The sequence below is a fragment of the Deltaproteobacteria bacterium genome (assembly GCA_012522415.1).
GTDB lineage: Bacteria > Desulfobacterota > Syntrophia > Syntrophales > JAAYKM01 > JAAYKM01.
The window spans coordinates 15490-29543 of sequence record JAAYKM010000002.1 but is presented as its reverse complement, the minus strand read 5'-3'; the positions used below and the strand labels follow the sequence as shown (position 1 = coordinate 29543).

Below are 14054 nucleotides of genomic sequence, written 5' to 3'. Positions count from 1 at the left end.
CGTCATTTTTGCCGCAACGGCCTGTCATGACGTACAGGACAACGAGACGGCCCCGCCTTTAGACGAAGGGGCGGTTCCCCTTGGGAACGATATGTCCTTGGCAAACACGGTCACGGAACAACAGGGGCCTTTCGTCCTGATCCAAATCGAGGATGATATCGCCGGGGAGGCATGGGAAGAAAACGATGGCATGACCGTGGAAGCTGACCTTCAGGCCTGGCTCCGGATGTTGTGGCGTGGGGAGGTCGTGCCGAACGATGCGACGGAAGAAAACGGACCCGGCGATCATGCCGCCCCCGTGGCTCCTTACATTCCCGAGATCATCGCCCCTTTGCAGGACGGGGAAGCCACCGGTTTTTCCGAAGGAACCGCCGCCGATGCAAGGGAGAACGGGGAAAGGATCACCCCCGAGGTTCAAACCTCCGGCGGCAAGGCCGAAGGCGCCCTCGGACGGTATGCGTTGTCCCATGGCGGTATTTCCAGCGAAAAGACGGCCCGGAGCGATACGATGCCCCCGGTTCTCCCCGCACAATGGCTGAAGGGTCCCGCGATGCACGAAACCGATCAGTTCCGGCTGTCCGTTGGGAAAACGGACGAGCATCCCGTACCCGTTGCCCTCAAGAACGGGGCTCCGGAGACGGTGACGGTGACGGTGACGGAGGAAGGCCACGCCGACCGTGACGTAAAAGGCGTGACGTCCCGCGTGGTCAGGCTGCAGACGCAGGCTCCGCCCACACCCGTTCCGGAGGGACAGGTGACGGCGCCTTTGGCCTTGCGGGGGAGGGGACAACCCGTTCCGGCCGTGACGCCTGCGGATCATACGGGGAATCAGGAGGCTCTCGGAAGGGATGGCGGGCCGGCCGTCAACGCTTCCCCCGATGAAATCCCCGTGAAAAACCCCGAAGAGCCCGCCTTGCGCCGTTGGACACCCGACACGACCGTTGCAACCGAGCGTGTGGCACGGGACGGGATGTCTTCAGAAAGGCCGGAGGCGGAGGGACGGGATTTGCCGGCCCATAGGGGGGATCACAGGCCGGTCAGCGATATCCCCGTCCATGGCGGGGAAAAACCGAAAGGCCCGATGATTTTGATGAACAGGGAAAACGGGCATTGGGTTCTCCCGACCGGGGGGAACGTCTCCCAGACGACCCCTGAATCGGGGGCGCCCCCGAGGGGCGTGTTCATTCCCGTGGATCGTCTCATCCACGAAGCGTGGAGGGCCCTGGAAAGCGGTTCGGGCAAAGTGCGGATAATCCTTCAGCCTCCCAACCTCGGAACCATCAATATGGAAGTGGTCGTGCAGAACAAGCGGGTGGAGTTGGTTCTGACGGCCAATCATGCCGATGTACAGCAAACCCTTCAGGCCAATACGGAACAACTCAGACACGCCCTGACCAACCAGGGATTCCAGGTTGACCAGATGTCGATCCTGTTGAAACGTGATCATCTCGATTTCAATCCGGGGGGGCATGCGCTCTGGCAGGAAGGCGCGGGGGAACAGGCCGGCAAGGATGACGGACGGGCGGGGACCCGCGGGCAAATGTCCCCGGAGGATACGAAAACGGGTGTTCCCGGACGGGACTATGGAACCGGGATCATCAGTATTTTTGTTTGATCAAGCAGACGGAGGAGGGTGAACGCCATGGTGACAGTCAACAATACGATCAATGACATTGTGACAACCAGCGGGTCCAACGGCGCCACATCGCATACCAAAAGCCTGGGGAAGGACGATTTCCTGAAGATGCTCGTCGCGCAACTGAAGAACCAGGACCCCCTGAACCCGATGGACGGAACGGAGTTCGCGGCCCAACTGGCCCAGTTCTCCAGTCTCGAGCAGCTGACCCACATGAACGCCCGATTGGAGGCTCTGGGAACGGCGAACAACACCCAGGCCGTAAGCCTCCTGGGCAAGGAAGTGACGGTCAACCAGGGGAGTGAATTCCAGGTGGAGGGGGACACGGCAGGCTTCGGTTACAGTCTGGCAAAAGACGCGGCCCAGGTTTCCATCAGGATTCTGGATGCCTCGGGGACTGAAGTGGACCGGATTGAGGCGGGGGCGCAGTCCGCCGGTCTGCAGAACGTGGTCTGGAGCAGGGGCGATCACGGTAGCGGTCTGTATTCCTACAAGGTGACGGCCGTCGATGGGGAGGGCAACGCGGTGGGCGTGACAAGTATGACCACGGGCAGGGTGACGGCCGTGCAGTACAAGGACAACAGCATATATCTGAAGATAAACGGTCAGGAGGTTCCTTTCAGTGATGTGGTGGCTGTCAGGAACGGATGACCGGGGAATCACACGATGCGATTCGTGCAGGATCGACAACAGACGGGAGGTGTATCATGTCAAGTGCGCTTTGGATCGGAACAACGGGGTTGACGGCGAGCTCGAAACAGATGGATGTCATTGGCAACAATCTGGCCAATTCCAATACGTTGGGTTTTAAGGCGGGGAATACCTATTTTGCCAGCATGCTCAATCAGAGCCTGTCCGGCGGGTCGAGCGGAACCATGCAGGTCGGGCAGGGCGTGACGATTGCCGCCGTGGCGCCGCAATTCGGCCAGGGTTCCTTCGAGTCGACGGGTAACGCAACGGATCTCGCCATCGACGGGGAGGGGTTTTTTATCCTCAGGGATTCGGAAGGCGCCCAGTATTTTACTCGGGCCGGGGCCTTTCATGTGGACAGGGAGGGCTATCTGGTTGACTTGAACGGGTACCGGGTGCAGGGATACAATCTCTACGTTGCCGGTCAGGAGGAGATGGAAACGGCCATTCGTCTGCAAAACGTGCAGTCGGCTCCCCGCGCCTCAACGGAAATCGGTATCGGCGCCAACCTGAATGACGCCGCCCTGCCGGGTGAGAGATTCAATATTACGCAGACCGTTTTTGACTCCCTGGGTCATGCCCATGGTCTGGCCGTCAATTTCATGCGGACCGAGGGCAACGGCACCTGGGGGTTCAGTACCACCCTGGATGGAACCAATGCCGGGACCAACTCCGCCCATGGTGTCATATTTGACGCCAATGGCAACCTGGAGTCGTTTTACACGGGCGGATTTGGGACCGGGCCGACTGTGGCGGGAGGGGGGACGATTACGGAGTCCACAATCAACCGTCCCGGTCAAATTTACAAGGATACGGTGGGTGACATCGTGCTGACCTTCGATGAAGCGGCCCAGAGGTGGGCGCCCACTTCGTATGGGGGTTACGACGGCCTGGCCGTCGATCAGACGGGGACGAGCCTGTCTATCGATCTGGACGGAAAAGGCGGTCCCGATATCACCTTCGATCTTGGGGGGACTTTTGCCGACGGAGACACCATTACCTTCAGCCTGTACAACACGGTAACCCCCGCGGCCAGCGATATCAGCATGGTCTTCGGCCCATTGTCCAACGGGGCCACGATCGGCAACGGCAATCAGCTCAACTGGAATGTCGTGGGTGACGATGCGCCGATCATTACAGGGTACGCCAGTTCGTCCGTCGTGAAGTCCCTGCACAACAACGGCTATAGTTCCGGTGTTTTGAAGTCCCTTTCCGTCGACAAGGAGGGCATCGTCAACGGCTTCTTCACCAACGGCCAGAGCGCCGCCCTCGGCCAGATCCTGTTGGCGAGCTTTCCCGATGTCCTTGGCCTGCAGAAGTCGGGAAACTACTTCATCGAAACCGTCCGCTCCGGTGAGGCCCTTCGCAACCGGCCGGGAAGCGGTGGCCTCGGGGAAACCATGTCCAATTCCCTGGAAATATCCAATACCGACGTGGCCAAGGAGTTTATCAATATGATCAGTGCGCAGCGCGCCTATCAGGCGAACGCCAAAGTCATCACGACGGCGGATACCCTCCTCAGCGTCCTGATGGACATCAAACGCTGATTTCATCTCCCCTGCCATGGTGTTTCCCCCTCCTGCCGGGATGGGGAAACACCACATCGTCAAATAATTGACCTTTCTTGAATCCTTTCCCCCCGCGGACAAGCCCGGGGTGCCGGAATCCCGGTGCGTCGTTGCCGGCGTGGGGCGTATCGACGGGACACCCCGGGGCTGTATCACCTGTCGGTCATGCGAATCAGGGGGAGTCCCTTCCCCGATTCCATGGTACAGTCTTTGCTTAACAAAAGCTGTATTGATCTCAGCGAAGGGTCCGTCCGGATCCGGGGGTATGTGTGGATATTGCAACCATTGTCGGTATAATTGGCGGATTTACTCTCGTCCTTGTGGCCATGGGCTGGGGCGGGGGTCTGAGCTGGTTTTTTGATATTCCTTCATTGATGATTGTTCTGGGCGGAACGTTCGGGGCCGTCCTCATCAACTATCCCCTGTCCATGGTTTTCAAGGTGGTTCCGGCGGCGCGGAATATCTTCTTCAAGCGTGAAACGGAGGTGCAGGATTTGATAGACCTCTTTGTCGAGATGTCCGGGATCTCCAGACGGGAAGGGTTGCTTGCCCTGGAGCGGATGGAAGCGAAAATCGAGGACCCCTTTCTCTCGAAGGCGGTGGGTTTGGTGCTGGACGGCGTTGATCCGACGGATGTGGAAATCATTCTGGAGACGGAAATTCAGTCGGTGGCGGAACGCCACCGGCTTGGCGCGGAGATCTTCACGACGATGGGAAACTTTGCGCCGGCCATGGGACTCATGGGCACCCTGATCGGACTGGTTAAAATGCTGATGCAGATGAGCGATCCCGCCCAGATCGGTCCTTCCATGTCACTGGCCCTGATCACGACGTTTTACGGGGTGATTCTGTCGAACCTCGTCTTTCAGACCATTGCCGGAGAACTCCGAACCCAGAGCAGTCACGAGCTCCTTATCAAATATCTGATGATTAACGGGACGCTGGCCATGCAATCGGGGGATCATCCGCGCATGGTGAAACAGAAGCTGCTGTCCTTTGTCGCGCCCCGTGAAAGGGGGGTGATGTTTTGAGACCGAAGCTTCCCCCCCGGAGTCAAACCCCTGACGTTTCCGTCGTGAACTGGCAGATGATCTACTGTTCCTTTGCCCTGATCCTGGTGGTCTTCTTTGCCATGATGGTCTCTTACTCCATCCTGTCGGGCAAGGGGATGAGGGCGGTTCGCAGGCATTTCGTCCAGGGGTCGTCCCTGCATGCGCCGGGGTCCTCCATGACTCCCCTCTCTGGCATTCCCTTTGAGGAGTCAGGTGATGCAGCCGTTCTGATTCAGAATGCCACGACACGTTTTGGTCTGGGCAACACCGTGAGGGTCAGCATGGGCAGGGAAGGCATCGACATTTTCATGAAGGACCGGGTCCTTTTTGCGGCAGGTGCAGTGAACGTGGACAAGGGGCTCCACCCCTATCTGAATGTCATTGCCGATGCGGCTGCAAGAAACGGCTTGCAGATTCAGGTCCGTGTGCATGTCAGCGAATCGGGGGCGGGAATGGGTGGCGATCCGTCTCCCTGGATGCTGTCATCCCTTCGGGCGGTGAATATCATGCGTTATTTTCTGGCCTATGACCGGCTTGCCGCCGATCAGGTCAGTGCCGCAGGGTCCGTCGTCATGCCGGGATCCGGGAGCGCACCTGATGCAGAAGAGGGGATCGCGCTTCACTTGAGCGTCGGGGGGTAGAGGGGAACAAACATGGTCAGGCCTTATATGGTGTGGAAAAGAACGGGTTTTGCGTCGGACCCGGTGACCGGGGGCAGGGGTTGGCTGGTGATCTTCAATGACATGATGACCCTTATCCTGACCTTCTTTGTGCTCATCCTTTCCATGTCGGATATGGACAAGCCCAGTATAGATCAGGTCTCGCAGTCCGTGAGCGAGGTATTTGGCGTCGGGGGAGTCCGGAAACCCCTGGTGATACCGAGAACGACGCAGCCTTCTTCCGACCGGGGGCAGATTCAGGCGGAGAGGAATCCGGAGATAGCGGCAACGGCGATCCAGATCGCGTCGCTTCCGGGCATGGAAGCCCGGACAACACCGGAAGGGATACGGATCGGTATGAACGAGAAGGTGTTGTTCGCGCCCAATTCGGATGTGCTCGGTGAACGAAGCCGGCGGATGCTGCTGTCCCTGGCGCCGATTCTCGATGAATCCCGCGCCGCGGTGACCGTGGAGGGGCATACGGACAGCCAGCCCCCTGTCGGTGAAAGGTTTCCCTCGAACTGGGAATTGTCCACCGCCCGCGCCGTCAGCGTGGCTGCTTTCCTGGCGGGGGAGGGGGGGATTGCTCCGGAGCGCTTGTCCGCCGTCGGATACGGAGAAGCGCGGCCCCGGGCGGCCAACGATGATGCACGGTCCCGTCAGATGAACCGGAGAGTGGAAATTAAACTGAAATTCCAGAAACAGTGAGAGGAATGACATGGCAAGGGAAGAAAACAATGAAAATGAAGAGGTCGTCCAGCCTGAACCGGAGGTGAAGAAGAAAAGGGGACTGGTCAAGGGGGCGATAATAGGCGTCGTTGTACTGGCGTTTTTGGGGGTTGCCGCCGCCGGAGGCGTGTATGTCTTCAACAACCTGCTGGGCCATAAGAACCAGGCGGCAAAGGCCCCTCCGGTCATCGGTCCGATCTGGGCCCTCGATCCCTTCATCGTCAACCTCATGGGAGACAGTGCGGAGCACTATCTTAAAGTCGCCATGCAGTTCGAGGTGCCGGAGCCCGCGATTATCCAGGAACTCGAGCTGGTCAAGCCCCGGGTACGCGACAGTATCCTGGATTTGCTGTCTTCCAAGGCCATGGGGGAGCTGATGGATTCCCCCGGCAAACAGCGGTTGCGGGAGGAAATCATCCTCCGGGTGAACAACGCTATTTCCCGGGGACGCATTTCAAAGGTTTACTTTTCGGAATTCGTGATCCAGTGAGGATCGTTCTGTTATAGAGGGAAAAAGGAAGGTTTTCATGTCACAGATACTATCTCAGGAAGAGGTCGATGCCCTGCTCCGCGGGATTGCCGGCGGCGATATCGAAACGGAGATGGAGGACATTCACGACCCGTCGGAGGTCACCCTCTATGATCTGACCAGTCAGGACCGGATCATCCGGGGGCGGATGCCTACGCTGGAAATGACCAACGAAAAATTCGCCCGCATGTTCCGCACCACCCTCTCTTCGTTGATGCGCAAGGTGATCGGTGTGAATTCCATGTCCGTCAGCATGATGAAATTCGGCGAATTTCTGAAGACACTGCCCGTTCCGACGAGCCTTCACCTGTTCCGCATGGAGCCTCTCCGGGGGAATGCGATTTTTGTCATGGAATCGAAAATCATCTTTACCCTGGTGGACATTCTCTTCGGCGGAACGGGGAAGGAGTTTTTCAAGGTGGAAGGGCGCGAATTTACGGCCATCGAGAACAGCCTGATCAAAAAAGTTGTGTTGAGCGCCCTTGTTGACCTGGAAAGGGCCTGGAAAGCCCTCATCGATGTCAGGGTGCAGTATCAGAGATCGGAGGTCAACCCCCAGTTTGCGCAGATTGTGCCCCTGACGGACGTTGTGGTTATCGTGAATTTCGAGATCGAGGTCGAATACAACACGGGCATCATGTCCCTGTGTCTTCCCTACGCCGGTCTCGAGCCCATCCGGGACAAGTTGCAGGCCGGTTTCCAGAGCGAGCAGATGGAAATCGACAGGACTTGGGCCGAGCGTTTCAAGCGGACCCTGACTCTCTCCAAAATCGATCTGGTTGTCGAACTGGGGAAGACAAAGATCAAAAGTCGGGACGTTGTCGATCTGAAGAAGGGGGATGTAGTCGTCCTCGACAAATACGCATCCGATCCCCTGTTTCTCCTGGTGGAAGGCATGCCCAAATTCATGTGCGTGCCGGGTATTTCAAAGGGCAACCAGGCGGTGCAGGTGTCGCATGTCATCAGCCGTGATGAGGTAATAGACTATGGAACAGAATGAAATCGATGCACTGATGAAAGAAATGGAGGAGGGGGAAGGCGAAGCGTCCGCAACGTTTCCGACGGACGAGGAGAACCTGGGTTGGGATGATGTTCAGGAGGAACTGGAGGCCTCCAGAAAGGAAGAACCGGTGACGGAAGTGGCCAGTGTCGGTTTTGGCGAACTTCAGCCCGGTGATGCCCCGAAAGCGAACATGGACATCGATTTCATTCTGGACATCCCTCTGACGCTGACGGTCGAGCTTGGACGAAGCAAGATGCTGATCAGCGAACTGCTGCAGCTGGGACAGGGATCCGTTGTCGAACTGACCAAGCTTGCGGGGGAACCCATGGACATCTTCATCAATCAGCGTCTCATCGCCCGGGGTGAAGTGGTCGTCGTCAACGAAAAATTCGGTGTCCGCCTGACCGATATCATTTCACCGGCCGAGCGGGTGAACCGGCTGCGCTGATTCTCTTCCGCGAGGTCATTATGATGGAAACCATTTCCTTTTTTCCGGCCCTCCTGAAGATGATCGCCGCCCTGGCCGTGGTGCTGGGGATTATGGTCGGTCTGGCCTTCCTGGTTCGCCGCTTCTTTCCACAGACGGGCCTGGCCGCATCGGACGGCTCGGCCATCCGTATTCTTGCGGTCAAGTATCTGGGGCCGAAGAGCAGCATCATGATCGTCGATATCCTCGGTCGGGCCGTGGTCATCGGCATATCCAATCAGCAGGTGTCCCACATCATGACCATTGACGATGCGGCGTCCCTGGAGAGGCTGGATTCCCTGAGCCGCCAAAGGGGCGGTCAAATCATGCCGGCCGGTTTCCCGGGGCATTACAGGAAATGGGTCAGATCGTTCATCCGGCCCAGCAAGGAAAACAGGCGTCCATGAAAGATACCGGGCCCGGTCAGGCAAAAAGACGATTCATCACCCTTGCGGCGGTTGCCTCAATCATCCTGCTGCTGGCGCCTTCGCTTTACGGCGCCCCCCTGCCCTTGCCGAACGTCAGTCTGAATATCGGTGGCGGGACAGATCAGTCCGGCCAGATGTCGGGGCTGCTGCAGCTGATGATTTTCCTTACCCTGCTGACCCTGGCTCCGGCGATTCTTCTCATGGTGACTTCCTTCACACGGATTGTCGTGGTGCTTTCCCTGATCCGCAACGCCCTTGGCACGCAGCAGATGCCGCCCAACCAGGTGGTCATCGGCCTGGCCCTTTTCCTGACGCTTTTCATCATGTCTCCCGTCTGGAACCGGATCAACACGGATGCCCTTCAGCCCTACATGGAAGAACAAATTTCCGGGGAACAGGCCTTCGAGCGGGGGACGGCGCCGTTGAAGGATTTCATGCTCAAACAGACACGGGAAAAGGAACTGGCCCTTTTCGTTAAAATATCCGGGGAAAAACGCCCGGAGAAGCCGGCGGATGTTCCCCTGAGCGCTCTGGTCCCGGCCTTTGTCATAAGCGAGTTGAAGACGGCCTTCCAGATCGGCTTCATGGTCTACCTGCCCTTCATGATCATCGACATGGTGGTTTCCAGTATTCTCCTGTCAATGGGAATGATGATGCTCCCGCCGATCATCATGAGTCTGCCCTTCAAACTCCTCCTGTTTGTTCTGGTTGACGGCTGGTATCTGATCGTGGGTTCCCTCGTCCAGAGTTATCGTTAAAAAAGGGTTCTTCTCCGGTTGTTTTATCCCCTGTCCGGTTCCGGGACGTGACAAGGGTTTTTGTATTCGCCCGGAGACTGCCCGGCCGTCGCCGGATTGGCATGTGTTTTTCATGTCGGATTCAAACGGGCCGGTGCGGCCGGGTCGATCCTGTATAGCCCGGATTGGGGCTGACCCGGTCAAAGGCCATGACGGGTCCATGCCCGACAAGTGGTGGGAGGAGTGAGGATAATGACGGTAGATCTGGTAATCGGGATCATGACGGAGGCCATCAAGGTGACGCTCCTCGTTGCGGCGCCGGTTCTGGTGGTGGGATTGATCGTCGGGGTGGCCATCAGCCTTTTTCAGGCGGTGACCCAGATTCAGGAAATCACCCTGGTGTTCGTGCCCAAGATTATTGCGGTCATGGTGGTTCTGATCGCGGCTTTACCCTGGATGCTCAGCGTCCTCCTGTCCTTCACCCACAACCTGTTTGTCAGCATTCCGGTCTATGTCCGCTGAAGAACCGGACAGCCGGATGAGGAAAGGTGAGGCGGACTGATGGAGTTTCCGGTCATATCGGTTGAATGGGCTGTCGCCTTCAGCCTGGTTTTGCTCCGGGTCGGCGCCCTGATCGGCACGATGCCCCTTTTCGGGGAGCAGATCGTGCCTCTTCGGGTCAAGGCCGGCCTGACCTTTGTCGTGGCCCTCCTCCTGTTTCCGGCGGTGTCTCCGTTTCTACCGGCCGTTCCCGTCGATTTTATGCCCCTTCTGTTCCGGATGATATCCGAAATCCTGGTGGGGGTCGCCCTGGGTTTTGCCGCCCGGCTCATCTTTGCGGGGATTCAGGTGGCGGGGGAACTGATTGGATTCAAAATCGGGTTTTCCGTGGCGAATGTCATCGACCCCGTTTCCAGTATCAGTGTCTCCCTGATCGGGCAGGTGCTGTATCTTTTCGCGTTGCTGATTTTTCTGACCACGAACTCCCACCATATCTTTTTTGCCGCCATGGCCGATAGTTTCCGGATCCTTCCCGTTTTGTCCTTTCATGTTTCCGGGGATTTCATGGCGCTGATGATGAGCCTGGCCCGGGATATGTTCGTTCTGGCGGTGAAGCTCTGTATTCCCGTCGTTTCCGTCATTCTTTTCACCAATATCGGACTGGGGATAGTCGCCCGTACGGTCCCCCAGATCAACGTTTTCATCGTCGGGTTTCCTCTGCAGATCTCCGTCGGTCTGATCTTTTTCGGGCTTTCCATGCCCCTTTTCGCGTCGCTGATGCAGAGGGCCTACGGACGTCTGGGGGAATCGCTTTTCGGACTGCTGCGCGTCATGGGATAAACGGGGATAGGGGAATAATTGACACCGTCGTCATAAATCGGATAGGGGAACATGCCAAATGGCGGAACAGGACCAGAGCCAGGAACGAACCGAGCAAGCCACACCCAAACGGAGGGAGGAGGCGCGGGAAAAGGGTCAGGTTGCCGTCAGCCGGGAGGTGGCCTCCGCCGTTGTGCTGGGCGCGTCGCTCATCTATTTTTATTTCGGAGGCGGCCGTCTCGTGGAGGGCGTCGTGGAAATCATGAGGGCGGCCTTCCGGGACGCGGGCCAGGTCGTTCTCACGCCGGACAACATCCACGCCTTCGTTATATCCCTGATCTACAAGGTCTTTCTCCTCATTTTCCCCCTGCTGCTGGCCGTTTTCATTGCAGGATTTCTCGCCAACGTTATGCAGGTCGGCTTCATGTTTTCCTGGGAAGCCATAAAACCCAAGGCGTCGAAAATCGATCCCTTCAAGGGGTTCAAGAGACTGTTTTCCCTGAGATCTCTTGTCGAACTGGTGAAGAACCTGTTCAAAATTTCGGTTGTGGGGCTCATTGCCTATCTGGTGATCCTCCATGAAATACCGGCCCTGTTTCCCCTGGCGGATCAGTCGGTCTGGGGAATGCTTGCCTTCGTTGGCCGGGTGGCTTTCAGAATCATGATGCTGACCTGCCTTGTCCTGATCGTCATGGCCCTGCTGGATTATTTTTACCAGAGATGGGAGTTCGAGAAGAGCATCCGGATGTCCCGGCAGGAGATCAAGGAGGAATTCAAGCACACCGAAGGGGATCCCCTTGTCAAGTCCCGTATCAGGAAGATTCAGCGGGATATGGCACGGAAGAGGATGATGGCGGGCATTCCGGAGGCGGATGTGGTCATTACGAACCCCACCCATCTGGCCGTTGCCCTCCGGTACGATCAGGACAACATGAACGCCCCCGTCGTGATAGGGAAAGGGGCGGGATATGTGGCGGAAAAAATCAGGGACATCGCGGCGGAACATAAAATTCCCATCGTGGAAAACAAGCCTGTGGCACAGGTATTGTATAGAATTACAGGTGTAGGGGACATGATTCCCGAGGACCTGTACCGGGCCGTGGCGGAGATTCTGGCCTACGTGTACAGAATGAAAGAAAAGAGCGCGATGGCATAAGATGGCGACGACGGGCATAACACAAAACGCGTATACGTGGGACTGGATGAAGAGCAACAGCGCCATCGTGGCCCTGGCCGTGATCGGCATTCTGGCGGTTATGGTGGTGCCCCTTCACAAAACCGTTCTGGACATTCTGCTGTCGTTCAACATCGCCGTGGCGATGATCATCCTGCTCATGGCCATGTACGTCCTGAAACCGCTGGATTTTTCCGTTTTCCCCTCGGTGCTGCTCATCGCGACCCTGTTCCGTCTGGCCCTCAATGTGGCGTCCACGCGGATCATTCTCCTACGCGGCGGCGAGGGAACCGACGCGGCCGGACAGGTCATCAAGGCTTTCGGCACGTTCGTCGTCGGGGGGAATTACGTTGTCGGCATGATCGTCTTCGCCGTTCTGGTCCTGATCAATTTCATCGTCATCACCAAGGGCTCGACGCGTATCGCCGAAGTGGCCGCCCGGTTCACCCTCGACGCCATGCCGGGCAAACAGATGAGCATCGACGCGGACCTGAACGCGGGCATGATCACCGACCTGGAGGCAAGGCACAGGCGTGGCGAGGTCGAAAAGGAGGCGAACTTCTACGGCGCCATGGACGGCGCGAGCAAGTTCGTCCGGGGTGATGCGGTGGCGGGGATCATCATCGTCCTGATCAACATCATCGGGGGACTCATTGTCGGTGTGCTCCAGAACGGCATGACCGTGGTGGAGGCGGCGAGGAATTACACGCTCCTGACCGTCGGGGACGGCCTGGTCACCCAGGTGCCGGCCCTGATCGTGTCCACCGCCGCGGGTATGCTCGTGACCCGCAATACGGCCTCGACCGACCTGGGCGGGGAGCTGCAGGCTCAGTTGTTCATGCATCCCCGGGCCATTGCCACGGCGGCGGCCATGCTCTTTATCTTCGGCCTGATCCCGGGGATGCCGAAACTGGCGTTTTTTATGATCGCCCTGATCATGGCGGGCCTGGCCGTAAAACTTTACAAAACGCGAGCCGTCGAGACGGAAATCGCTGAAGAGGATATCCAGGAAGCACCGCCGTCCGACACGCAGGAGCTGTTCGTTCCCGTCGATCCCCTGGGCCTGGAAGTCGGTTACGGCCTCATTTCTCTGGTGGACGCGTCCCAGGGCGGCGAGTTGCTCCAGCGGATCAAGATGCTCCGGAAACAGTTGGCCATGGAAATGGGCTTCGTCATGCCGGCCATTCATATCCGCGATAACCTCCAGTTGAAGCCGAACGGATATTCCTTTCTGATGAAGGGGGTCGAAATCGCCCGGGGAGAGCTGATGCCGGGGCATCACCTCGTCATCATGGCCGATGAGACGGGGCCGAAAATTCAGGGGATCGAGACCAGGGAACCCGCTTTTGGCCTGCCCGCCGTCTGGATTCCCGAACGGGAAAAGGAAAGCGTTCAGGCCAGAGGCCTGATCGTGGTGGACCCGGCAACGGTCATTACCACCCATATGACGGAAATCGTCAAAAACCATGCCGACGAACTGCTGGGGCGGCAGGAGGTCCAGAACATGCTCGACCAGCTGTCCCAGACCTACCCGAGGGTGGTGGACGAACTCGTGCCCAAGGTGGTGCCCCTGGGGGTGCTCCAGAAAGTCCTCCAGCGGCTGCTGCGTGAGCGGATCTCCGTCCGCAACCTGATGACCATCATCGAGATGCTGGCGGATTACGTGGCCGTCACGAAGAACGTCGATATTTTGACGGGCTATGTGCGCCAGTCCCTGGCCCGCGTGATTACCAAGCAGTACGAGGACGCGGAGGGTCATATCCATGTCATGATGGTCTCTCCTGAAATCGAGGACATCATCAATCGCTCGATCCAGCATACGGAATTTGAATCCTTCGTTTCTCCCGATCCGAATATGGTCAGCCGGATGGTCGGCAGCCTGCAAAAGGGGCTGAACACGTTTACGTCGCAGGGGTTGCAGCCGATCGTGCTCTGTTCGCCGACGGTTCGGATTCATTTGCGTAATATTCTGGAACGGTTCTTCCCCAACATGGTGGTGCTCTCCCACAATGAAATATCGAGGGAAGCGAGTATTCGGTCATTAGGCATGGTGGAGTTGTAGA

Annotated in this window: 15 protein-coding genes; all 15 read left to right on the top strand. The window is 57.8% G+C overall.

The features are described from left to right. A partial coding sequence (locus GX147_00195; GenBank protein NLN59133.1) for a hypothetical protein occupies nucleotides 1-1615 on the top strand: 1615 nt, incomplete at its 5' end. Between the two features lie 27 nt (nucleotides 1616-1642). Continuing rightward, nucleotides 1643-2287 (top strand): flagellar hook capping protein, encoded by a 645-nt coding sequence (locus tag GX147_00190; GenBank protein ID NLN59132.1) that lies wholly within the window; start codon nucleotides 1643-1645, stop codon nucleotides 2285-2287. A 56-nt stretch (nucleotides 2288-2343) separates the two neighbouring features. Then, the gene (locus tag GX147_00185; protein NLN59131.1) at nucleotides 2344-3873 is read left to right on the top strand and encodes a flagellar hook protein FlgE; all 1530 of its coding nucleotides are present in this window, start codon (nucleotides 2344-2346) and stop codon (nucleotides 3871-3873) included. A 290-nt stretch (nucleotides 3874-4163) separates the two neighbouring features. Then, the gene (locus GX147_00180; GenBank protein ID NLN59130.1) at nucleotides 4164-4925 is read left to right on the top strand and encodes a motility protein A; all 762 of its coding nucleotides are present in this window, start codon (nucleotides 4164-4166) and stop codon (nucleotides 4923-4925) included. Then, complete coding sequence (locus GX147_00175; protein ID NLN59129.1) at nucleotides 4922-5587, top strand: hypothetical protein; 666 nt, start codon at nucleotides 4922-4924, stop codon at nucleotides 5585-5587. Before GX147_00180 ends, GX147_00175 begins: the two co-directional genes overlap by 4 nt. Before the next feature lie 12 nt (nucleotides 5588-5599). Beyond that, a complete protein-coding gene (locus tag GX147_00170) occupies nucleotides 5600-6313 on the top strand; it encodes a flagellar motor protein MotB (protein ID NLN59128.1) in 714 nt (237 codons plus the stop codon). Nucleotides 6314-6323: 10 nt separating this feature from the next. After that, a complete protein-coding gene (locus tag GX147_00165; protein ID NLN59127.1) occupies nucleotides 6324-6824 on the top strand; it encodes a hypothetical protein in 501 nt (166 codons plus the stop codon). 37 nt (nucleotides 6825-6861) lie between these two features. Then, complete coding sequence (gene fliM, locus GX147_00160) at nucleotides 6862-7863, top strand: flagellar motor switch protein FliM (GenBank protein NLN59126.1); 1002 nt, start codon at nucleotides 6862-6864, stop codon at nucleotides 7861-7863. Further along, on the top strand, nucleotides 7850-8314 hold the full coding sequence (gene fliN / locus GX147_00155) for a flagellar motor switch protein FliN (GenBank protein NLN59125.1): 465 nt from the start codon (nucleotides 7850-7852) through the stop codon (nucleotides 8312-8314). The genes fliM and fliN overlap by 14 nt, the downstream gene beginning before the upstream one ends. A gap of 20 nt (nucleotides 8315-8334) precedes the next feature. After that, entirely contained in the window at nucleotides 8335-8739 is a 405-nt protein-coding gene (gene fliO / locus GX147_00150) for a flagellar biosynthetic protein FliO (GenBank protein NLN59124.1), read from the top strand. After that, complete coding sequence (fliP, locus tag GX147_00145) at nucleotides 8736-9518, top strand: flagellar type III secretion system pore protein FliP (protein NLN59123.1); 783 nt, start codon at nucleotides 8736-8738, stop codon at nucleotides 9516-9518. Before fliO ends, fliP begins: the two co-directional genes overlap by 4 nt. A gap of 231 nt (nucleotides 9519-9749) precedes the next feature. Beyond that, nucleotides 9750-10019 (top strand): flagellar biosynthesis protein FliQ, encoded by a 270-nt coding sequence (fliQ, locus tag GX147_00140; protein ID NLN59122.1) that lies wholly within the window; start codon nucleotides 9750-9752, stop codon nucleotides 10017-10019. 39 nt (nucleotides 10020-10058) lie between these two features. Beyond that, the gene (gene fliR / locus GX147_00135) at nucleotides 10059-10838 is read left to right on the top strand and encodes a flagellar biosynthetic protein FliR (protein NLN59121.1); all 780 of its coding nucleotides are present in this window, start codon (nucleotides 10059-10061) and stop codon (nucleotides 10836-10838) included. Between the two features lie 58 nt (nucleotides 10839-10896). Then, entirely contained in the window at nucleotides 10897-11973 is a 1077-nt protein-coding gene (flhB, locus tag GX147_00130) for a flagellar biosynthesis protein FlhB (protein ID NLN59120.1), read from the top strand. A gap of 1 nt (nucleotide 11974) precedes the next feature. Next, nucleotides 11975-14053 carry a flagellar biosynthesis protein FlhA gene (flhA, locus tag GX147_00125; protein ID NLN59119.1) on the top strand — a complete coding sequence of 693 codons (2079 nt, stop codon included), beginning with the start codon at nucleotides 11975-11977 and terminating at the stop codon, nucleotides 14051-14053. Nucleotide 14054 lies beyond the last annotated feature (1 nt).